Origin of the sequence: Edwardsiella sp. EA181011 (assembly GCF_000800725.1) — a bacterium.
GTDB lineage: Bacteria > Pseudomonadota > Gammaproteobacteria > Enterobacterales > Enterobacteriaceae > Edwardsiella > Edwardsiella anguillarum.
In genome coordinates, this window is sequence record NZ_CP011364.1 from 1329050 (window position 1) to 1351073 (window position 22024).

At 62.6% G+C, this 22024-nt stretch carries 17 protein-coding genes and 2 pseudogenes; 16 read left to right on the forward strand and 3 right to left on the reverse strand.

Annotation, left to right across the window (positions count from 1 at the left end; genetic code table 11):
• The first annotated feature begins 506 nt into the window (after positions 1–506).
• The 10 genes from rppH to rpoS all read left to right on the forward strand — a co-directional run bounded on the left by rppH (position 507) and on the right by rpoS (position 9714).
• Positions 507–1040, forward strand: coding sequence for an RNA pyrophosphohydrolase (gene rppH / locus QY76_RS05885; RefSeq protein ID WP_034164645.1), 534 nt, complete (start codon positions 507–509; stop codon positions 1038–1040).
• Positions 1041–1052: 12 nt separating this feature from the next.
• Positions 1053–3299, forward strand: coding sequence for a phosphoenolpyruvate--protein phosphotransferase (gene ptsP / locus QY76_RS05890; RefSeq protein ID WP_034164644.1), 2247 nt, complete (start codon positions 1053–1055; stop codon positions 3297–3299).
• 82 nt (positions 3300–3381) lie between these two features.
• Positions 3382–3726, forward strand: coding sequence for a cell division protein FtsB (ftsB, locus tag QY76_RS05895; RefSeq protein WP_034164643.1), 345 nt, complete (start codon positions 3382–3384; stop codon positions 3724–3726).
• Positions 3727–3779: 53 nt separating this feature from the next.
• Positions 3780–4511, forward strand: coding sequence for a 2-C-methyl-D-erythritol 4-phosphate cytidylyltransferase (ispD, locus tag QY76_RS05900; protein WP_045426838.1), 732 nt, complete (start codon positions 3780–3782; stop codon positions 4509–4511).
• Between the two features lie 3 nt (positions 4512–4514).
• Positions 4515–4988 carry a 2-C-methyl-D-erythritol 2,4-cyclodiphosphate synthase gene (gene ispF / locus QY76_RS05905; protein WP_034164642.1) on the forward strand — a complete coding sequence of 158 codons (474 nt, stop codon included), beginning with the start codon at positions 4515–4517 and terminating at the stop codon, positions 4986–4988.
• A 3-nt stretch (positions 4989–4991) separates the two neighbouring features.
• Entirely contained in the window at positions 4992–6038 is a 1047-nt protein-coding gene (truD, locus tag QY76_RS05910; protein WP_045426775.1) for a tRNA pseudouridine(13) synthase TruD, read from the forward strand.
• Positions 6019–6783: a 5'/3'-nucleotidase SurE gene (surE, locus tag QY76_RS05915; RefSeq protein WP_034164639.1), complete on the forward strand. Its 765-nt coding sequence runs from the start codon at positions 6019–6021 to the stop codon at positions 6781–6783. Before truD ends, surE begins: the two co-directional genes overlap by 20 nt.
• Positions 6777–7415, forward strand: a complete 639-nt coding sequence (locus QY76_RS05920; protein ID WP_045426777.1) for a protein-L-isoaspartate(D-aspartate) O-methyltransferase — start codon at positions 6777–6779, stop codon at positions 7413–7415. Before surE ends, QY76_RS05920 begins: the two co-directional genes overlap by 7 nt.
• Before the next feature lie 328 nt (positions 7416–7743).
• Positions 7744–8676: a murein hydrolase activator NlpD gene (nlpD, locus tag QY76_RS05925; RefSeq protein WP_081854110.1), complete on the forward strand. Its 933-nt coding sequence runs from the start codon at positions 7744–7746 to the stop codon at positions 8674–8676.
• 51 nt (positions 8677–8727) lie between these two features.
• Complete coding sequence (gene rpoS / locus QY76_RS05930; RefSeq protein WP_034164635.1) at positions 8728–9714, forward strand: RNA polymerase sigma factor RpoS; 987 nt, start codon at positions 8728–8730, stop codon at positions 9712–9714.
• Positions 9715–9768: 54 nt separating this feature from the next.
• On the opposite strand, the gene mutS is transcribed toward rpoS, so the two are convergent.
• From mutS to hdeB, 3 genes are all read right to left on the reverse strand, one after another.
• Positions 9769–12327, reverse strand: a complete 2559-nt coding sequence (mutS, locus tag QY76_RS05935; protein ID WP_034164634.1) for a DNA mismatch repair protein MutS — start codon at positions 12325–12327, stop codon at positions 9769–9771.
• Between the two features lie 153 nt (positions 12328–12480).
• A complete protein-coding gene (locus QY76_RS05940) occupies positions 12481–13149 on the reverse strand; it encodes a LuxR C-terminal-related transcriptional regulator (RefSeq protein ID WP_034164633.1) in 669 nt (222 codons plus the stop codon).
• 123 nt (positions 13150–13272) lie between these two features.
• Positions 13273–13590 carry an acid-activated periplasmic chaperone HdeB gene (gene hdeB, locus QY76_RS05945; protein ID WP_045426783.1) on the reverse strand — a complete coding sequence of 106 codons (318 nt, stop codon included), beginning with the start codon at positions 13588–13590 and terminating at the stop codon, positions 13273–13275.
• 498 nt (positions 13591–14088) lie between these two features.
• Here hdeB and QY76_RS05950 point away from each other — a divergent pair, with 498 nt between their 5' ends.
• The 6 genes and pseudogenes from QY76_RS05950 to QY76_RS05975 all read left to right on the forward strand — a co-directional run bounded on the left by QY76_RS05950 (position 14089) and on the right by QY76_RS05975 (position 21905).
• Complete coding sequence (locus QY76_RS05950; RefSeq protein WP_045426787.1) at positions 14089–15669, forward strand: methyl-accepting chemotaxis protein; 1581 nt, start codon at positions 14089–14091, stop codon at positions 15667–15669.
• A gap of 279 nt (positions 15670–15948) precedes the next feature.
• A complete protein-coding gene (locus QY76_RS05955; protein ID WP_045426790.1) occupies positions 15949–17343 on the forward strand; it encodes a glutamate decarboxylase in 1395 nt (464 codons plus the stop codon).
• Between the two features lie 36 nt (positions 17344–17379).
• A pseudogene (gadC, locus tag QY76_RS05960) lies at positions 17380–18959 on the forward strand (putative glutamine/gamma-aminobutyrate antiporter GadC).
• 75 nt (positions 18960–19034) lie between these two features.
• Entirely contained in the window at positions 19035–19970 is a 936-nt protein-coding gene (gene glsA, locus QY76_RS05965; RefSeq protein ID WP_045426795.1) for a glutaminase A, read from the forward strand.
• Positions 19971–19975: 5 nt separating this feature from the next.
• Positions 19976–21276 (forward strand): annotated as a pseudogene (locus QY76_RS05970) (APC family permease).
• Positions 21261–21905 (forward strand): MarC family protein, encoded by a 645-nt coding sequence (locus QY76_RS05975; RefSeq protein ID WP_034164625.1) that lies wholly within the window; start codon positions 21261–21263, stop codon positions 21903–21905. The pseudogene QY76_RS05970 and the gene QY76_RS05975 overlap by 16 nt, the downstream one beginning before the upstream one ends.
• Positions 21906–22024 lie beyond the last annotated feature (119 nt).

Here is a 22024-nt window from a genome sequence, read left to right on the forward strand (position 1 = left end):
TCCACAGATATTTTGGATAACCCGTTTTATCGGCGGGCACTGGTTTGATTTACAGCCTTGACGGACGCTGTTTTTTGCGAAATTGCTGCCGCAGTGTGCAAGTTTTGCGGATATGTTGTGGATAAAATCGGCGTTGCGCGATCTTTAGACAGCGCGGGATCCTAAGCGTGCATGGATCACATTTTTATCGTGTGCACAGTGTGGAGTTGTTGATTAATTAATTGAAAGATATTGAAATATTTTTTGGTGGTACAGGGTGGTTGTCGCGGTGGTGATAAGTTTTACCCCTCTTTCCAGACAGTTCTACACAAATATATCCACAGAAAAAGTGAATAAAAGCCGCCTCGCCATCGGGTGTGTGTTTATAACTTTGCATTTATCTGTGAGTTATCCCGAAATCATGCGGCGCCCGCGCGAGAAATCCCGACGTTGAGCCAATGGTTTACCGCTTGGTGCGAGTGTGAAACAATCATGTCATCTTGCGATTTTGCTATTGAGGTAGTCTGGTGATCGATGATGATGGCTACCGCCCGAACGTAGGTATTGTAATCTGTAACCGGCAGGGGCAGGTGCTGTGGGCACGCCGCTATGGGCAAAACTCCTGGCAGTTCCCGCAGGGCGGGATCAACGCCGGGGAGACCGCCGAGCAGGCGATGTACCGCGAACTGTTTGAAGAGGTGGGGCTGGGACGTAAGGATGTGAAAATTCTGGCTTCTACCCGCAACTGGTTACGCTATAAATTACCTAAACGTTTGGTGCGTTGGGATACCAAGCCGGTGTGTATCGGCCAAAAGCAGCGCTGGTTTTTACTGCAGCTGCAGTGCAGTGAGGCGGAGATCAATATGCAGCGCAGTAATACGCCGGAGTTTGATGGCTGGCGCTGGGTCAGCTATTGGTATCCGGTGCGTCAGGTAGTGTCGTTTAAGCGCGATGTTTACCGCCGGGTGATGAAGGAGTTCTCATCCGTTGTCATGTCATTGCAGGAGAGCGTAGCCCAGGGGGGGCGTTCGTCTCCCGGCTATCGCCGTAAAAGAGGTTAAGTGGCAGTAATCATGCTTACACGCCTGCGCGAGATCGTGGAGAAGGTGGCCGCGGCCGCCAGCCTGAATGACGCGTTGAATGTGCTGGTGGACGAAACCTGTCGGGCGATGGAGACGGAGGTCTGCTCGGTTTACCTGGCCGACAACGATCGTCAGTGCTACTACCTGATGGCGACTCGCGGTCTGCAAAAGCCGCGCGGCCGCGTGGTGGCGCTCTCTTTCGACGAAGGGATCGTCGGCCTGGTGGGCCGTCTGGCGGAGCCGGTGAACCTGGCGGATGCGCCTAGCCATCCCAGCTTTAAATACCTGCCGCAGGTGCGCGAGGAGTGCTACCGCGCATTCCTGGGCGTGCCGATGATCTATCGCCGTCAGCTGCTGGGGGTGCTGGTCATACAGCAGCGTGCGTCCCGTCAGTTTGATGAGGTCGAAGAGTCCTTTCTGGTGACCCTGGCGACCCAGCTGGCCGGGATCCTGTCGCAAACCCAGCTTAACAGCCTGTTTGGCCGCCTGCGCCAGAATCGTCTGCGCGCCATCGCCGCGGCGCCCGGCGTCGCGGTGGCCAAGGGATGGATGGATATCAGCCAGCCGGCGCTGGAGCATGTCTATGAGGCCTCCACGCTGGATACCGACAGCGAACGCGAGCGGCTGGCGCGGGCGCTGGAGGAGGCGGCCAGCGAGTTTCGCCGCTACAGCAAGCGCTTTGGCGCCAGCGCCCAGAAAGAGAGCGCGGCGATCTTCGATCTCTACTCCCACCTGCTCAACGATCCGCGTCTGAAGCGCGAGCTGATGCGTCACGTCGACGGCGGCGCGGTAGCCGAATGGGCCGTGAAGCAGGTCACCGAGCACTTTGCAGACCAGTTTGCCAGCCTGCAGGACAGCTATATGCGCGACCGCGCCAGCGATTTGCGCGCGCTCGGGCAGCGTCTGCTGTTCCATCTTGATGATAACGCCATCGGTCCGGCGCCGTGGCCGGAGCGCTTTATTCTGGTGGCCGATGAGCTGACGCCGACTCTGCTGGCGGAGATCCCGCAGTCCTGTCTGCTGGGGGTGGTGGTGCGCGACGGCGCTTCGAACTCCCACGCGGCGATCATCCTGCGCGCGATGGGTGTACCGACGGTGATGGGGGCCGATATTCGCCCTGCGCTGCTCCATGAGCGGCTGCTGATCATCGACGGCTACCGCGGAGAGGTGCTGGTTGAGCCGGAGCCGGTGTTGGTGCAGGAGTACCAGCGCCTGATCAGCGAAGAGCAGGCGCTGAGCCGTAAGACAGAGGCTGAGTCGGATCGCCCGGCGCAGCTGCGCAGTGGCGAACGGATCGCCGTGCTGCTGAACGCCGGCCTGAGCGCGGAGCATGAGCAGCGTCTGGAGGCCTGCGTCGACGGCGTAGGACTGTACCGTACCGAAATTCCCTTTATGCTGCAGAGCGGCTTCCCGTCAGAGGAGGAGCAGGTCGCACAGTATCAGGGCATGCTGCAGATCAACCCGGCGAAGCCGGTGGTGCTGCGCACCCTAGATATCGGCGCCGACAAGCAGCTGCCCTATATGCCGATCAGCGAGGAGAACCCCAGCCTGGGCTGGCGTGGGCTGCGGATCACCCTCGATCAGCCGGAGATCTTTCTGGTGCAGGTGCGCGCCATGCTGCGCGCCAATGCGGCCAGCGGCAACCTGGGGATCCTGCTGCCGATGGTGACCACCCTGGCCGAGGTGGATGAGGCGCGTCGCCTGATCGATCGTGCCGGGAGGGAGGTCGAGGAGATGCTGGGCTATGCTCTGCCGCGTCCGCGTATCGGGGTGATGCTGGAGGTGCCGGCGTTGGCCTTTATGCTGTCGGGGCTGGCCTCACGGGTCGACTTTATTTCGGTCGGCACCAACGATTTGACCCAGTATCTGCTGGCGGTGGATCGCAACAATACCCGAGTGGCGGCGCTGTATGATGGCCTACACCCGGCGATGCTGCGCCTGCTGCAGCAGGTGGTGCGCGAGTGCGCCGAGTTGGGGCTGCCGGTCAGCGTTTGCGGCGAGATGGCCGGCGATCCGATGGGCGCACTGCTGCTGGTGGGGCTGGGATTTCGTCAGCTGAGCATGAACGGCCACAGCGTGCCGCGTATCAAGTATCTGCTGCGTCACCTGGATCTGCAAGATGTCGAAGGGCTGGCCGCCCGTATGGTGGCGACCCATTCATCGACCGAGGTGCGTCACCTCACCGCCTCGTTTTTGGAGCGGCGCGGCGTCGGCGGTCTGATCCGAGGCGGGATGTAGGGCGCGTCCGGGGAATTTTGCCGTCATGATGGAGTCCTGACGGAAGTTATGGGATGATTGGGCGGTTTTTCAGGGGGCGTGAATGGGTAAACTGACGCTATTATTGGTGGTGCTGTTGGGCTGGCTGCAGTATTCGCTGTGGGTCGGCAAAAACGGCGTCCATGACTATATGCGGGTGAAGCAGGATGTCGCGACGCAGCTGGCGAATAATGCCAAGCTGAAATCGCGCAACGATCAATTGTTTGCCGAGATCGACGATCTTAACGGCGGGCAAGAGGCGATCGAAGAGCGCGCGCGCAATGAGCTGGGGATGATTAAACCGGGCGAGACCTTCTACCGCCTGGTGCCCGATCAGAACAAACGCCGTACGGCGGGAACGGCCTCCCAGCCAGCCGCGTCCTACCCGTCAGTGACGGCGAGTCACTGACTTCTTTGCATGGCCCGCGCCATGCCTTCATATCCGATAACGATAATTCACCGATGAACGACAACGACTCCGTTAACGAACCGTCCATTGTCGCCATTGTACCGGCCGCCGGGATCGGCAGCCGGATGCAAAGCGCTACCCCCAAGCAATATCTTACGCTGAATGGCAAGACCATTCTGGAGCATGCCGTGACGGCGCTGTTCGCCCACCCGTCGGTGCGCCGGGCGATAGTTGCGCTGCACCCGCAGGACAGGTGTTTTGACGCGCTGCCGCTGGCGGCGGATCGGCGGGTGAGCCGTGTTACGGGCGGCGTGAGCCGCGCCGAGTCGGTGCTGGCCGCGCTGCTGGCCGCCGCCGATGCCGACTGGGTCCTGGTGCACGATGCGGCGCGCCCCTGCCTGCGGCCCGACGATCTGGCGCAACTGGTGGCCTGCGTGGACGCAGCGCATCAGGGGGCGATACTGGCGACGCCGGTCTGTGACACGATGAAGCGGGCCGAGGCCGGTCTCCCGCGGATCGCCCATACGGTGGCGCGTCAGGATCTGTGGCATGCGCTGACGCCGCAGCTGTTTCCCCGTGCGCTGCTGATCCAGTGCCTGCAGCGCGCCCTGAGCGAGGGGGCGACGGTGACCGATGAGGCCTCGGCGCTGGAGCACTGCGGCTACCATCCACGCTTGGTCAACGGGCGTTCGGATAATATTAAAGTTACCCGTCCAGAGGATTTGGCGCTGGCAGAGTTCTATCTGGCGCGCCATGCCTCTATGACGCACTCACAGGAGCAATAACCGATGAGAGTTGGTCACGGTTTTGACGTTCACCGCTTCGGCGGCGAAGGGCCGCTGATTATCGGCGGCGTGCGCATCGCGCATCCACAGGGGCTGCTGGCCCATTCCGATGGCGATGTCGCCCTGCATGCGGCGACTGATGCCCTGCTGGGGGCGGCAGCCCTGGGGGATATCGGCAAGCTGTTCCCGGATACGGATCCCGCCTATAAGGGGGCGGACAGCCGCGCGCTGCTGCGTGAGGCGTACCGTCGCATTCGCGCCAGGGGCTACCGTCTGGGGAATTTGGACATTACCCTGATCGCCCAGGCGCCGAAAATGGCACCGCACATCCCGCAGATGCGGGTGTTTCTGGCTGAGGATTTGCAGTGCCCGATCGATGATGTCAACGTGAAGGCGACCACCACTGAAAAGCTGGGTTTTACCGGGCGCGGCGAGGGGATCGCCTGCGAGGCGGTGGCCCTGCTGGTCAAGGAGTGATCGATGGAGTTTTCCACGCTGCAGTATCTGCACGGGCGCCCGGCGGCGACCGGGGTGGTCAAGGCGTTCGCCGAGGATTTTTTCGTCGCGGAGGATCTGGGGTTTGCCCCGGACGGCGAGGGTGAGCATGTGCTGGTTCGTCTGCGTAAAGAGGGGTGCAATACCCAGTTTGTGGCGGAGAATCTGGCCCGCTTTGCCCGTATCGCCGCGCGCTCGGTCAGCTACGCCGGCCTGAAGGATCGTCATGCGGTGACCGAGCAGTGGTTCTGCCTGCACCTGCCGGGGCGTGATACCCCAGACTTCAGCCAGTTTGTGCTGGAGGGGTGCCAGGTCCTGACCGTGGCTCGCCACCGGAAGAAGCTGCGTATCGGTACGCTGCGCGGCAACCAGTTCCGCCTGGTACTGCATCATATCAGCGATAGCGCCGAGGTCGAAGAGCGCCTGCGTCGGGTGGCGGCACAGGGCGTGCCCAACTATTTCGGCGAGCAGCGCTTTGGCCGCGGCGGCAATAACCTGCAGCAGGCGCGTCGCTGGGCCACCGATCAGATTCGGGTGAAAGAGCGCGCCAAGCGCGGTTTCTATCTCTCCGCGGCGCGCAGCGCGCTGTTTAATCGGCTGGTGAGCGAGCGGCTGGCGGCGGGCTGTTTTTCTCGAGCCCTGGCCGGCGATGCGCTGCAGCTGACCGGTCGCGGCAGCTGGTTTGTCGCCCAGGAGGCGGAGCTGGCGGCGCTGCAGCAGCGGCTGGACGCCGGCGAGCTGCGCATTACGGCGGCGCTGCCGGGCGACGGTGACGGCGGCGTCGCCGGCGATGCGGCGGAGTTTGAACGTCGCGTGCTGTCTGAGTATGCTGATCTGCAGGCCCTGCTGACGCGTGAGCGGGTAGAGCCGGCGCGCCGTGCGGTGCTGCTGCAGCCGCAGGTGATGGCCTGGAACTGGTGGGATGACGCCACCGTCGAGCTGACCTTCGATCTGCCCGCCGGTAGTTTCGCCACCAGCGTGGTGCGTGAACTGTTCTGTCAGGAAAACCCCGATGCGGATCTTGCTGAGTAATGATGATGGCGTAACGGCTCCCGGTATTCAGACGCTGGCGGCGGCGCTGCGAGAGTTTGCCCAGGTGCAGGTCGTCGCCCCGAACCGCAACCGCAGCGGGGCCTCCAATGCCTTGACGCTGGAGTCGCCGCTGCGCAGCGAAACCTTGGCCAATGGCGATATCAGCGTGATCGATGGTACGCCGACCGACTGCGTCTATCTGGGGGTCAATGCGCTGATGCGTCCGCGCCCGGATATCGTGATCGCCGGCATCAACGCCGGTCCTAACCTGGGCGATGACGTGATCTATTCCGGCACGGTGGCGGCGGCGATGGAGGGGCGTCATCTGGGCTTTCCGGCGCTGGCGGTGTCGCTGGACGGCGAGCGACACTATGATACGGCGGCGGCAGTCACCTGCCGGCTGCTGCGCATGCTGTCCGATACGCCGCTGCGCAGCGGGCGCATCCTGAATGTGAACGTGCCGGACGTTCCGCTGGCGGCGATCCGCGGCTGGCGCGTGACCCGCTGCGGCAGCCGTCATCCGGCGCAGACGGTGATCCATCAGCAGGATCCGCGCGGTAAGCCGCTGATGTGGATCGGTCCGCCGGGGGCCAAACAGGACGCCGGCGAAGAGACTGATTTTGCCGCCGTTGCGGCGGGCTATGTCTCCGTGACGCCGCTGCAGGTGGATCTGACCGCCCACGGCGCGCGCGACCGGCTGGCGGAGTGGCTGGGCCGGGTGGATAAGGGCGGTGCGGCATGGTAGACGTCGATCGCCGGGTTCTGCTGCTGATCCAGCAGCTGATGCGTCAGGGGATCCGCGATGAGGCGGCGCTGAAGGCTATCGCCTCGGTGCCGCGCGAGCGCTTTATCGATGAGGCCATGTCTCATAAGGCCTATGACAACACGGCGCTGCCGATAGGGTTAGGACAGACCATCTCCCAGCCCTATATGGTGGCGCGGATGACCGAGCTGCTGGTGCTGCAGGCGGCCTCCCGGGTGCTGGAGATCGGCACCGGCTCCGGCTATCAGACGGCGGTGCTGGCGCACCTGGTGCCTCACGTCTATTCGGTCGAGCGGATCAAGAGCCTGCAATGGCAGGCCAAACGGCGTCTTAAGCAGCTGGATTTACACAATGTATCGACCCGCCACGGCGATGGCTGGCAGGGCTGGGCGTCGCGCGGCCCCTTCGATGCTATTATCGTGACCGCCGCCGCCCCGGAGATCCCGTCGGCGCTGTTGGCGCAGCTGGCCGAGGGGGGGCGCCTGGTGCTGCCGGTCGGTGAGCCGTCCCAGCCCCAGTTTTTGCGGCGCATCCAGCGGCGCGGCGACGAATACCTGGTCGAATCGATCGAGCCGGTGCGCTTTGTCCCGCTGGTGAGCTGCGAGCTGGCCTGACGGGGCAATGGCACGCCTCGCCGTGCAGGGCGGCGCAATTGCCGTTATGCTGGGATACGGATGAGCGGCGGCGGAGCGTGCCGTAGACTTTCCCATCGCGTCCTGCCGGGACGAATAGGGATAATTCTTACTGAATCCGTATTTGACCTGCGGGCGCTTTTTAGTGTCCAATCCCTGCCTTAGGGAATGAGTAGAATAATTGGCTAAGCGATATCAATGCCTTTCGGCCAGTGCCGGCCGATGCTAATCCGGCGTTTTCCGGGTATATCGAATGACTTATTTAAGAGAAGAATGCTGTCATGGGGGAGTCATGAGCATGGGAAGCCCAATGATTAAATGGCGCCGGGTGGCGATGTGTACGCTGGTTACAATGTGGCTGGCGGGGTGTAGCAGTAGTGATAATTCCGCACCGATAAGCTCTGTGAATGGCTCGGGCGGTGGCCGCATGCTTTCTTCCGGCGGTCATGTGCAAACGGATGCCAGCGGGCATATTGTTTATAACCGCAGCTACCAGTCGATTCCCAAGGGAAGCTATAACGGCGAAGCCTACACCGTGAAGCGCGGCGATACGCTGTTTTATATCGCCTGGATCACCGGCAGTGATTTCCGCGATCTGGCCGCGCGCAATAATATTCAGGCGCCTTATAGCCTGAATGTCGGGCAGGTTATCCGCATCGGCGGAAACGGCGGCGGCGGTATGTTGGCCTCCAATAATATTGTTCCCGTTCAGCCAAGCAGTGCACAAATTCAGACGACGAATGTTGATTCTAAATCGGCCAGCGCGTATTCTGACCCTTCGGGTAAACAGAATGTAGGCAGAATGTTGCCTGCAGCCGGGGCGGTTAGCGCTGCTCCCGCCGTTTCCGCATCGTCATCCAGCTCTGCGCCGGTAGGGACTTGGCGCTGGCCGACTGACGGTAAGATTATCGAAAACTTCTCGTCGGCCGAAGGGGGCAACAAGGGGATCGATATCGCAGGCTCGCGTGGACAGCCGGTGCTGGCCACCGCCGATGGGCGGGTGGTGTATGCCGGTAACGCGCTGCGCGGCTACGGAAACTTGATTATCATTAAGCATAATGATGATTACCTGAGCGCCTACGCCCATAACGACACCATGCTGGTCCGGGAGCAACAAGAGGTGAAGGCGGGTCAAAAAATTGCCACCATGGGCAGTACCGGTGCCAGCTCAGTTAGATTGCACTTTGAAATTCGTTACAAGGGAAAATCCGTAAACCCGCTGCAATATCTGCCGCAGCGATAGTTTGAGCAGGATCGCTGTATCCTGCTCGCAAATCACGGGTAGGGTACAGCTATGAGTCACACTACGCTGAAAGTTAACGAATTACATGATGAAGTCGAGTTGGAGGATGGCGTTGAGGACGGTTTTGACGAGAAGGCCCTCGTTGAAGAGTCCATGGAAAATGACATTACCGATGATGAATTGCTGTCTCAGTCTGTTTCACAGCGTGTTTTGGACGCCACGCAGCTCTATCTTGGCGAAATCGGCTATGCGCCGCTGCTGACGGCAGAGGAGGAGGTTTTCTTCGCCCGCCGCGCCCTACGAGGGGATGAGGCGTCGCGTAAGCGGATGATCGAAAGCAACCTGCGGCTGGTGGTCAAGATATCCCGCCGCTATAGCAACCGCGGTCTGGCGCTGTTGGATCTGATCGAAGAGGGTAACCTGGGTCTGATCCGCGCGGTAGAGAAGTTTGACCCGGAGCGCGGCTTCCGCTTTTCGACCTACGCCACCTGGTGGATCCGTCAGACCATTGAACGAGCCATCATGAACCAGACCCGCACCATCCGCCTGCCTATCCATATCGTTAAAGAGCTTAACGTCTATCTGCGCACCGCCCGCGAACTCTCTCATAAGCTGGACCATGAGCCGAGCGCGGAGGAGATCGCCGAGCGGCTGGAGAAGCCGGTGCATGACGTCAGTCGCATGCTGCGTCTCAACGAGCGGATCACCTCGGTGGACACCCCGCTGGGCGGCGATTCGGAGAAGGCGCTGCTGGATATTCTGACCGATGAGAACGAAAGCGGGCCGGAGGATTGTACCCAGAGCGACGACATGAAGCAGAGCATCGTCAAGTGGCTGTTTGAGCTTAACGCTAAGCAGCGCGAGGTGCTGGCGCGCCGCTTTGGCCTGCTGGGCTATGAGGCCGCCACGCTGGAGGATGTCGGGCGAGAGATTGGCCTGACCCGTGAGCGGGTGCGTCAAATCCAGGTTGAAGGGCTGCGACGCCTGCGTGAGATCCTGCAGATGCAGGGGCTGAGTATCGAGGCCCTGTTCCGCTGAGCGGTACGGTCACAAAAAAACGGTGAAGCCAAGGCTTCACCGTTTTTTTTATCGCTATAGCATCCCCTTGAGGCGATAGAGCCAGTCCAGCGCCTGGCGCGGCGTCAGCGCATCGGGATCGATCGCCGTCAACGCCTCCAGCGCCGCCGACGGCTCCGCCTCGACCAGTAGCGGTAGCTGAGCGCTGTCTGCCTGGCTCTGGCTGCCGTGCTGCGACAGGGTTTCCAGCTCGCGCAGTTTCTGGCGCGCGCGCTTGATCACCTCGCGCGGCACCCCGGCCAGCGCCGCCACCGCTAGCCCGTAGCTCTTGCTGGCTGCGCCGTCCTGTACGCTGTGCATAAAGGCGATGGTCTCGCCGTGCTCCAGCGCGTCCAGATGCACGTTGTAGACCCCCTCCAGCTTCTCCGGCAAGGTGGTCAGCTCAAAGTAGTGGGTGGCGAACAGCGTCATCGCCTTGATACGACTGGCCAGGCTTTCGGCGCAGGCCCAGGCCAGCGACAGGCCGTCGTAGGTGGAGGTGCCGCGGCCAATCTCATCCATCAGTACCAGACTGTGCTCGGTCGCGTTGTGTAGGATATTGGCCGTTTCGGTCATCTCCACCATAAAGGTGGAGCGGCCGGAGGCCAGATCGTCGGCGGCGCCGACGCGGGTAAAGATGCGATCGACTGGGCCAATGACGGCGCGCTGCGCCGGGACGAAGCTGCCGATGTGCGCCATCAGCACGATCAGCGCCGCCTGGCGCATGTAGGTGCTCTTGCCGCCCATGTTGGGGCCGGTGATCACCAGCATGCGCCGTGCGCCGGACAAGGTCAGCGGGTTGGCGATGAAGGGCTCTCTGAGCACCTGCTCCACGACCGGGTGTCGCCCCTCGTCGATATTGATTCCAGCGCGTTCGCTCAGCTGTGGGCGGACGTAGCCGTAGCGGTCGGCCCGCTCGGCCAGGCCGCTCAGGACGTCCAGCTCGGCCAGCGCCGTCGCGCTTTGCTGCAGCGCCGCCAGGTGCGGCAGTAGTAGGTCGAACAGCTCGTCATACAGCTGCTTCTCCAGCGCCAGCGCCTTGCCCTTAGAGGTCAGCACCTTATCCTCATACTCTTTCAGCTCGGGGATAATGTAGCGCTCGGCGTTTTTCAGCGTCTGGCGGCGAACGTAGTGAATAGGTACCAGGTGACTCTGTCCGCGGCTGACCTGAATATAGTAGCCGTGCACCGCGTTAAAGCCGACCTTCAGGGTATCCAGCCCCAGCTTCTCACGCTCGCGGATCTCCAGCCGGTCGAGGTAGTCGCTGGCGCCATCCGCCAGCGCACGCCACTCGTCGAGCTCGGCGTGATAGCCGCTGGCGATCACGCCGCCGTCGCGTACCAGCACCGGTGGCGTCTCGACCAGCGCCCGCTCCAGCAGCTCGCACAGGGCATCGAAGCGGCCAGCCTGATGCGCCAGCGGCGCCAGCGCCTCACCGCCGCGCTCGCCGAGCAGTGTTTGCAGGGTTGGCAGCTGCTGGAAGGCGACGCGCATGCGCGCCAGATCGCGTGGGCGGGCGCTGCGCAGCGCCAGCCGGGCCAGAATGCGCTCCAGATCGCCGACCTGGCGCAGCAGGGGCTGCAGCTCGTCAATCAGCGGCAGCAGCGCCTCAATGGCATCCTGACGCAGCTGCAGCGCTTGGCGATCGCGGATCGGCATATGCAGCCAGCGCTTGAGCATCCGGCTGCCCATCGCAGTGACGCTGGCGTCCAGCACCGCCGCCAGGGTGTTTTCCTGGCCCCCGGCCAGATTCTGGGTCAGCTCCAGATTACGCCGGGTGGCGGCGTCCATAATGATGCCGTCCTGCTGGCGCTCCATGGTGATGGCACGGATATGGGGCAGCATGGTGCGCTGGGTATCTTTGGCATACTGCAGCAGGCAGCCAGCGGCGCGCAGCGCCAGAGGGGCTTGTTCGACGCCGAAGCCGCTCAGATCGCGGGTGCCAAACTGCAGGTTGAGCTGCTGGCGGGCGGTTTCCAGCTCGAACTCCCACATCGGGCGGCGACGCAGCCCGCGGCGCTGCTCGATCAGCGCCATGGCGGCAAAACCCTCTGGATACAGCAGCTCCGCCGGATTGGTGCGCTGCAGCTCCGCGGCCATGCTATCGGCGTCCTGCGGTTCGGCGGCGCGGAAGCGTCCGGAGCTGATATCCAGCGTGGCGTAGCCAAAGCCGTTGGGCGACTGCCAGATCGCCGCCAGCAGGTTGTCCTGCCGCTCGCTGAGCAGGGCCTCATCGCTAACGGTGCCCGGCGTCACGATCCTCACCACCTTGCGCTCTACCGGCCCCTTGCTGGCGGCGGGATCGCCAATCTGTTCGCAGATAGCCACCGACTCCCCCAGCTGCACCAGCTTGGCCAGGTAGTTCTCTACCGCGTGATACGGTACGCCGGCCATCGGGATCGGCTCCCCGGCGGAGGCGCCGCGTTTGGTCAGGGAGATATCCAGCAGCTGTGACGCACGGCGGGCATCGTCATAAAACAGTTCGTAAAAGTCTCCCATCCGGTAAAACAGCAGGATGTCGGGGTGCTGTGCCTTGAGACGCAGATACTGCTGCATCATGGGGGTGTGAGCGTCAAGATTGTCCGTGGTGGTCATAGGTCTGCGTATCCGTGTGATAGAACCGGCCTGATGGGAGAGCGGCGGGCGGGTACGCCCGCGACCGGGCGAACCCAGGCCAGAAAACCGTTAACTAAGCATGATAACCAACTCTTTAGGGCAGGGGAACCGCGAGCGCGTTTTGCGCGGCACTCAGGCCGGCGGCGTGCGGCGGCGTTTGATGGCAAAAGGGGGGGTACGCAGCAGAGAGGCGGAGAGCTGTAGCCACTCGCGGGTACGGGTCAGCCCTAGCTTATGCAGCGCGGAGCGGCGCTGACTGTAGAGGCTTTTCACGCTGACGCCGTGCTGCTGGGCCATGGTCGGCAGCGAGGCGCCCTCGGCGCTCCACTTCAGGACCCGCAGCTCCCGTTCGGTGAGATAGGGACGAACGGCGATCCGCCCCGCCGTGGGGCGGATGTCGAGCCAGTGGGCCAGATGCAGCAGCCACTGGGTCAGGTTTAGGCGGTCATACCAGACGGCGTCGAACCCCATCGCCAGCAGCAGGCGCTCCAGGCCGGGATGTCGGGCATCCAGCACGGCCAGCAGCTGCAGCCCCGCAGGATGGCGTCGCCGCAGGCGGGCGACCAGCTGACTCAGTTCGCCAAGGCGCTGGCTATTCAGCGTGCCGGTGCAGACGATGGCCCTCGCCGGCCCGGTGTCCTGCCGATCGTGGCTTAGCGCCTGTAGAGAGGGGAGCAGGTGGATCTCCAGATACGGGGCCAGCAGGGCCGACAGTCCCTGGGCAAAAAAGGGGCAGGGGGCGACGATGTAGACGCAGTGGGGCCTATCGGGTGACGCCTGTGGGGATATCGCTGGCCGCATGGCGCCTCCGCGCTTGGCTGATTGGGAGCCCATTAAGTGTAGGCACTGCGGGCGGGCTGTCCATTCGGCGTGGGGCGGCGGGGGAGAAACGCACCCGACTCAACGGAGCCGGGCGCCGGTGGATTAGTGCGCCGCGTTGCCGGCAGGTTTAATCTGACCTTTGATATCCATGACTTTCTTCTGCGGATGCTGCTTGCAGACTTCCATGACCTGGGGAACGGCGACGGTTTCGACCTCATTCCAGTCGACGTAGTCACCGCCTTTATAGTCGGTATCTTTATTGAGCATCCAGAAGGCGACCGGCGTCATCGCCTTAGGATTCAGGTTCACAAACTCTTTGCAGGTCATGTTCTGCGGCGTGGTTTCCGTGGCGGCCTGGGCCAGGCTGGTGCCGCCCAGCGTCAGGGCGCCCAGAACCGCGGCGAGTAGCGTCATTTTCATTGCTGTCACTGCCTCACTTAATTGATCGATAAATAGAATATGCATTTTGTATTACATATTTTACGCCATCTTGCCAGCAACGCGGAGCCTTTTCAAGGGATGCCCGGGGGGCCGACGCCGAGCTGCCGGAAAACGCGTTATTAGCACTATAGCCGCGAATGGCGTACGGCGGCGCAAAATCTGCCGGGTTATCTGCTCCGGGCCGAACGGGCGATCCGCCGGGGGGGAGCCCCGCATCCTGAGCAAGAAAGCGCCATGATTCCGCTAGCGCAGGATTGATTCGCCATTGCTATCTCATCGATAGGTAAATAAAGCGGCGAGATGACTGAATTGTTGCCGCGTCTGGCCGATATAGCGTAGTTACGGATAACCATTTCAGAACGGTGTCGGTTATCGATGAGACTGGCGAGCGGGGTGGCGCTGGGGTTACCCCACGGCAGGATAACGATAAAACCTATTTAGCCGATGCGCGGTCGGTATTTTATTTGAGGGAAAGTCATGTTGGCGGCAGTACGCAGTTATTTTCAGCGAGTGACAATTGGGGAGCGGATCGTCATCTGCTTTGGCGTGGTATTGGTACTGGTGCTGCTGCTGGCATCGGTCAGCGTGTGGCAGGTCGGCAAGATTAAAAGCTCGCTGGAGCAGATTAACGATGTGAATAACGTGAAGCAGCAGCTAGCGGTCGATCTGCGCGGCAGCGTGCACGATCGCGCCATTGCGCTGCGCGACGTCGTGCTGGTGGAGCCGGGCGCCCTGGCGCCCATCGTGCGGGATATTACCCGTCTGGGGGGCGACTATCAGCGGGCCTGGCAGCGTCTGGAGCAGCTGCGCAGCGGCAACGCCGGATTCAGCGCAGAGGAGCAGCGAGTCTATCGCGAACTGGCGGCGACGGAGTCCCAGACTCTGCCGCTGATCGCGCAGGTGATCGCCCTGCGCGAGGCGGGGCAGCGCGAGCAGGCGTCTCAGCTGCTGCTGCAGCAGGCCGGCCCCCGCTTTGTGACCTGGCTGAAGCAGATCAATGCCTTTATCACCATCGAGGATGGCTATAGCAACGCGCAGACCCAAGTTGCGCGCGGGGTCTCCGAACACTTTCGCTTTCTGATGCTGGCGCTGGCTGCGCTGGCGGTCGCCACGGTGGTGCTGATCGCCCTGTCGATCCGGCGCACCATCAGCGGTACGCTGGGCGCAGAGCCGGTTGCCCTGCGTCGCCTAATTAACGCCATTGCCGCGGGCGATCTGCAGTATCGATTGGCGATAGCGCCGGTGCCGGCGGGCAGCATTCTGGCGGCGACTCAGGAGATGCAGCGGGCGTTGACCGACCTGCTGGGGCAGGTGAAAACGTCGGTACAGCAGGTTTCCGGCGTCAGCCAGGGCTTGACCGGTGGCAGCGGCGATCTGGCCGCCCGTAGCGACAGTCAGTCCTCGTCCATTCAGCAGACGGCGGCGGCGATCGCGCAGTTTGCGGCGGCGGTGAAGCGTAACTCCGAGAACGCCGGCCAGGCGGACAGTCTGGTGGCCGACGCCGGCGAGCAGGTGGCCGAGGGCAGCCGGGTGATCCATGCCGTGGTGGCGGATATGGAGCACATCATCAAGGATTCTGCGGAGATCTCCGATATTACTCGCATCATCGAGTCCATCGCGTTTCAGACCAATATCCTGGCGCTGAACGCGGCGGTTGAAGCGGCGCGGGCCGGCAGTCAGGGACGCGGCTTTGCCGTGGTGGCCGCCGAGGTTCGCTCTCTGGCCCAGCGTTCGTCGGTCGCCGCCCGCGACATCGGCCAGCTGCTGGCCCGCTCGGTACAGCGAGTGCGCAGCAACGCCCACTCCGTTGACAGCGCCGAGCGCTGTATGACCCAAATCGATGCGGCGATGCAGCAGGTGAAACGCGCGGTGAACCTGATCAGCGCAGACTCCGCCGAGCAGGCCGGAACGGTGGATGGGGTCGTCAGCGCGGTGGCCTTCATGGACAGTGGTATCCGCCAGAACGCGGCCCTTTCCGAGCAGCTGGCGGGCGATGCCCGCGCGCTGGAGGAGCACGCCCGGTCGCTGCACGGCACTATCGCACAGTTCCGTATCTGATTCCTGATCGCCCGTCCGGGCACAATGTCGCCGTCCCGCGTTGCGGGCGGCGAATGATTTTATTCCCTGCCATAGTTTTCTTTCTTATCTATTAGTTAGCGTTATTTTTCTCATCATTATCTTAATCATTCTATAAATAATTGTTGTTAATAATTTGCCTGTTTACCTATTTTGGCGATCACTTAAGGAGGAATAGGGAACGGGCGGTGCATAACGACTGCCCTTTTCTCCTGAGTCTGTCTTTTGGTCATCAGCGATTTACCATTTGGGAGAGAGAGAATGAAAAAAGGTACTGACACCCGTGGGGGATATTTGGATTCCCGCTTTGGTTCAGAGACTATTCGCACGGCGGCGGAGGCTCACCATTTTCCTCAGGGAGAAATGCGCGAAGACATTGCTTTCCAGATTATTAACGATGAGCTGTTTTTAGATGGCAATGCCCGGCAAAACCTGGCGACGTTTTGCCAGACCTGGGATGACGACTATGTACACCGCCTGATGGATATTTCGATCAATAAAAACTGGATCGATAAAGAGGAGTATCCACAGTCGGCAGCGATCGATCTGCGCTGCGTCAACATGGTGGCCGATCTGTGGCATGCGCCGCGTCCGGCGGACGGGCAGGCCATCGGTACCAATACCATCGGCTCCTCCGAGGCCTGCATGCTGGGCGGCATGGCGATGAAGTGGCGCTGGCGCGCCAAGCGTCTGGCGCAGGGAAAACCAGCGGATAAACCCAATATGGTGTGCGGGCCGGTACAGGTCTGCTGGCATAAGTTTGCCCGCTACTGGGATGTCGAACTGCGCGAGATCCCGATGGCGCCCGGCAAGCTGTTTATGGATCCGGAGCGGATGATCGCCGCCTGCGATGAGAACACCATCGGCGTCGTGCCGACCTTCGGCGTAACCTACACCGGTAACTATGAGATGCCTGATGTGCTGCACAAGGCGTTGGACGATCTGCAGGCGCGTACCGGGCTGGATATCGACATGCACGTCGACGCTGCCAGCGGCGGCTTCCTGGCGCCGTTCTGCGCCCCGGATATCGTCTGGGACTTCCGCCTGCCGCGGGTCAAATCCATCAGCTCATCCGGGCATAAGTTCGGCTTGGCGCCGCTCGGCTGCGGCTGGGTGGTGTGGCGCGACGCCGCCTCCCTGCCGGAGGATCTGATCTTTAAGGTGGACTATCTGGGTGGACAGGTCGGTACCTTTGCCATTAACTTTTCCCGTCCCGCGGGCCAGGTGATCGCGCAGTACTATGAGTTCCTGCGTCTGGGACGCGAGGGCTACACCAAGGTGCATACCGCCAGCTATCAGGTGGCGCAGTTCCTGGCGGCGGAGATCGCTAAGCTGGGGCCCTATGAGTTTATCTGTAGCGGTGATCCGCAGCAGGGCATCCCGGCGGTGTGCTTCCGCATTCCGGCCGGCAAGGAGTTGGGCTATAGCCTGTACGATCTCTCCGAGCGCCTGCGCCTGCGCGGCTGGCAGGTTCCGGCCTTTGCCCTGAACGGCGAAATGTCCGATGTGGTGGTGATGCGCATCATGTGCCGCCGCGGCTTTGAGATGGACTTCGCTCAGCTGCTGATGGCGGACTTCCGCGCGGCGCTGGCCTATCTCAAGGCCCATCCGGCAGTGGCCCATGTGGCGCATCAGAACAGCTTCAAGCATTCCTGAGGCGCCTGTCCACCCTTGAGGTAAGGAGTGACTATCATGGCTACAAAATCGACCGCCGCCTCCCCCGTGTCGGTGAAGAAACTGAGTATCATGACCCTGGCGATCATGAATATCGTCGCGGTGGTCAGCCTGCGCGGACTGCCGGCAGAGGCGGAATATGGGTTGAGCTCCATTTTCTACTACCTGTTTGCGGCGATCTTCTTCCTGATCCCGGTCTCGCTGGTGGCCGCTGAGCTGGCGACCGGCTGGCCGGAGAAAGGGGGGATATTCCGCTGGGTCGGCGAGGCCTTCGGACCGCACTGGGCTTTCCTGGCGATGTGCATGCTGTGGATTGAGGTGACGGTATGGTTCCCGACGGCGCTGACCTTCGGCGCCGTCTCCCTGGCGTTTATCGGCCCTGATCAGCGCTGGGATGAGGCCCTCTCCGCCAACCGATTCTTTATCTTGCCCATCGTACTGTTCATCTACTGGCTGGCGACCTTTATTGCCTTTAAAGGAGTGAATACCTTTGCCAAGGTCTCCAAATGGGGCGGGATGATCGGCACCATCATTCCGGCGATTATCCTGATCGTGCTGGGATTTGCTTACCTGATCGGCGGCGGTACGCCGCAAATCACGTTAAGCTGGGATCAGGTGGTACCCGACTTCACCAATTTCGACAACGTGGTGCTGGCGGCGAGTATCTTCCTGTTTTACGCCGGGGTGGAGATGAACGCCATTCACGTCAAGGATGTGGACAACCCGCAGCGTAACTACCCCATCGCCATCATGCTGGCGGCGCTGGGTACCGTAGTGATCTTCGTCTTCGGGACCCTGGCCATCGCCTTTATCATTCCCCAGTCCGATATCAACCTGACCCAGAGTCTGCTGGTGGCCTTTGACGACATGTTCAAATGGGCGCACGTGGAGTGGCTCGGGCCAGTGATGGCCTGCGCGCTGGCGATCGGCGTACTGGCGGGGGTGGTGACCTGGGTCGGCGGCCCCAGTACCGGTCTGCTGGTCGTGGCGAAGGCGGGTTACCTGCCGCGCTGGTGGCAGCACACCAACCAGAATGGCATGGCGACCCATATCCTGCTGCTGCAGGCGGTGATCGTCACCATTCTGTCGATCCTGTTCGTGATCCTGCCGTCGGTGCAGGCGACGTATCAGATCCTCAGTCAGCTGACAGTGATCCTGTATCTGATCATGTACATCCTGATGTTCTGCTCGGCGATTTACCTGCGCTATAGCCAGCCTAACCGCCCGCGGCCTTACCGCATTCCCGGCGGCGCGATCGGCATGTGGATCATCGGCGGGGCGGGGCTGGTGGGCTCGATTCTGGCCTTTATCCTCAGCTTTGTGCCGCCCAGCCAGATCGCGGTGGGTAGCCCGATGGCGTATGTCGGTATCCTAATAGCCCTGTCGCTGTTCTTCTGTCTGGTGCCGTTTGTTATCTATGCCATCCGTAAGCCGCACTGGCGCGATGACAACAGCGATTTTGCGCCGTTCACCTGGCAGGCCGAGGGGGGCATCCGGGCATCCCGACGGACTCCTCTGCTCACCCCAGCGTGCTGGCGGCCCAGGCACAGCAGGCCGCCGCGGCGCCCGGCAATAAACCGCCGACGTCACCGGTCTGATCCCGTCCGTAAGACATTGGGCAGGGCATATGCCCTGCCTGCATTTTAACCCGGAGTGGTATCAGGAGTTATATCATGACGTTAGATGCACAGAAATTGCAGCAGGCCGTCGATGCGGCCCACGCACAGTATGCGACGCTGGTGGGAGGGAAAAACGCGGACTACATACCCTATCTGGCCAGCGTGCCGAGCCAGCTGGCGGCGGTGGCGGTGGTCACGCGCGATGGCGCGGTGTACTGCGCCGGCGACAGCGGCTACCGTTTCGCCCTGGAGTCGATCTCCAAGGTATGTACCCTGGCGCTGGCGCTGGAGGACGTGGGGCCCGAGGCGGTGCAGGATAAGATCGGCGCCGATCCGACCGGCCTGCCGTTCAACTCGGTGATGGCGCTGGAGCTGCACGGCGGCAAGCCGCTGTCGCCGCTGGTCAATGCGGGGGCCATGGCTTCGGCCAGCCTGATTAAGGCCGATAACCGTGAGCAGCGCTGGCAGCGTATCTTGGCCATCCAGCAGCAGCTGGCCGGCGAGACGGTGGCGCTATCGGACGAGGTAAACCAGTCGGAGCAGACCACCAACTTCCACAACCGCGCCATCGCCTGGCTGCTCTACTCGGCCGGCACCATGTACTGCGATCCGATGGAGGCCTGCGACGTGTATACCCGCCAGTGCTCCACGCTCATTGATACCGTTGAGCTGGCGACGCTGGGCGCCACGCTGGCGGCGGGGGGCGTCAATCCGCGCAGCGGACGGCGGGTGCTGCAGGTCGACAACGTGCCGTATATCCTGGCGGAGATGACCATGGAGGGGCTGTACGGACAATCCGGCGACTGGGCCTACCGCGTCGGTCTGCCGGGCAAAAGCGGGGTCGGCGGCGGGATCCTGGCCGTGGTACCGGGGGTGATGGGCATCGCGGCCTTTTCTCCGCCGCTGGATGAGGCGGGTAACAGCGTCCGTGGGCAAAAAATGGTGGCGGACGTCGCCGCGCGGCTGGGATATAACCTGTATAAGGCCTAAATACGATGAACGCGGGCGATGGCGACAACGAGAAACCCCTGGGGCTGTGGCATGTGGTCGCCATCGGTATCGGGGCGATGGTCGGCGCGGGGATCTTCGCGCTGCTGGGGCAGGCGGCGCTGCTGATGCGCTCGTCGACCTGGCTGGCCTTTGTCTTCGGCGGCGTGGTGGCCATGTTTTCGGGCTACGCCTACGCCCGTCTGGGGGCACGCTACCCCAGCAACGGCGGCATAATCGACTTCTTTCGCCGTGGGCTGGGCGACGGGCTGCTGACGCTGTCGCTGTCGCTGCTGTATCTGGTGACGCTGGTGCTGACCATCGCCATGGTAGCGCGGGCGTTTGGTGCCTATGCCGCCGATCTGCTGCATGATGGCAGTCAGGATCAGCGGGTGATCCTGAGTTATGCGCTGGGGTGATCGCGCTGATGGCGCTGTTCAACGCCCTGAGCAGCCATGCCGTCGGGCGGCTGGAGGTGGTGCTGGTGGCCGTCAAGCTGGGGATCCTGCTGGTGCTGATCGCCGCCGGGGTATGGGCGCTGCACCCGGCCTCGCTGACGCTGACGTCATCGCCCGGCGGTGGGGCCTTCTTCTCCGCCATCGGCATTACCTTTCTCGCCTACGCGGGCTTTGGCATGATGGCCAACGCGGCCGATAAGGTGCGCAGCCCGGCCACCACCATGCCGCGGGCTTTCACGCTGGCCATCGGCGTCACGGCGCTGCTGTATGTGACGCTGGCGCTGGTGCTGGTCAGCGATGTGCCGGCGGCGCAGCTGGAGCGCTATGCCGATACGGCGGTGGCACAGGCCGCCTATCCGCTGCTGGGGCGTGTGGGCTATACCATCGTGGCGATCGGCGCGCTGCTGGCGACGGCCTCGGCGATCAACGCGACGCTGTTTGCGGCCTTTAACATCATGGCCAGCATGGGCAGCGAGGGTGAGCTGCCGGAGGCGTTCCACCGCCCGCTGTGGCGCCAGAGTACGCCCGGCAACCTGACGGTGATGGCGCTGATTATGCTGATAACGCTGCTGCTGGATCTCGGCGCGCTGGCCAACGTCGCCAGCGCGACCTTTCTGTTCTGCTATCTGGCGGTCTTTGTCGTGGCCTGGCGCCTGCGCCGGGAGATCGGCGCCGCCGCGCCGCTGCTGCTGTGCGGGGCGCTGGTGATGCTGCTGGTGATCGTCGGCTTTATCTTTAGTCTGTGGCAGCAGGGCGGGCCGGCGCTACTGTGGGTACTGGGCGCTCTGTTGCTGAGCCTGGCGCTGGCGCTGTTTTTCCGACGGGGACGGACGGTATGGAAACGTGGCTGATTCATTTTTTGCTCACCTATGTCACCTTTCTGTCGATGTTTTGTCCCCCGGCCACCATCACGGCGGCGACGATCCTGCTGGGCCAGGTGCCACCCCATACGCTGCGCCAGCTGGCCTGGAAGGTGGCGCTCGAATATGTGGCGGTGATGCTGATCGCGATCTGGATCGGGAACTACCTGCTGATGGCGCTGGGGCTGAACGCCCACGCGCTGACCGCGACCGGCGGCGCGGCGCTGCTGTTTCAGGGTTGGCCGCTGATGACCAAGGGGACCAAGGCGGAGCCGGCGCGGATGGTCGTCGCGCCCGATGCCCGCCCCAACGTGCAGGATATGGTGCTGGTGCCGCTGCTGTTTCCGCTGACCATCGGCGGGGGAACCATCGCCGTCGGCATTTCGCTGGCCAGCCACGGCTCTCTGGCGGGATTGCTGCAGCTGTCGGCGGTGATTTTGCTGATGGCGCCGACTATTGCTCTGACATTTCTGGCGGTCGGTCCGCTGCACGGACGCCTCTCGGGCGGGGCGATCGATGCCATGGCGCGCATCGCCGGCATTGTGTTGGTGACGCTGTCGCTGCAGCTGCTGGCCTCCGGGCTGACGCAGCTGGTGCTGCAGTATGGCCTGGTGAAGTAGCCGACGGCGCTGCCTACGGAGGGGAGAGGGCGGATAGCGCGGCGCGATGGCGCCGCGCGGACACGACCTGAGACGCTGCTCAGGATACCGGCGCACGCGGGGCGCGCGCCGGAGGGTTG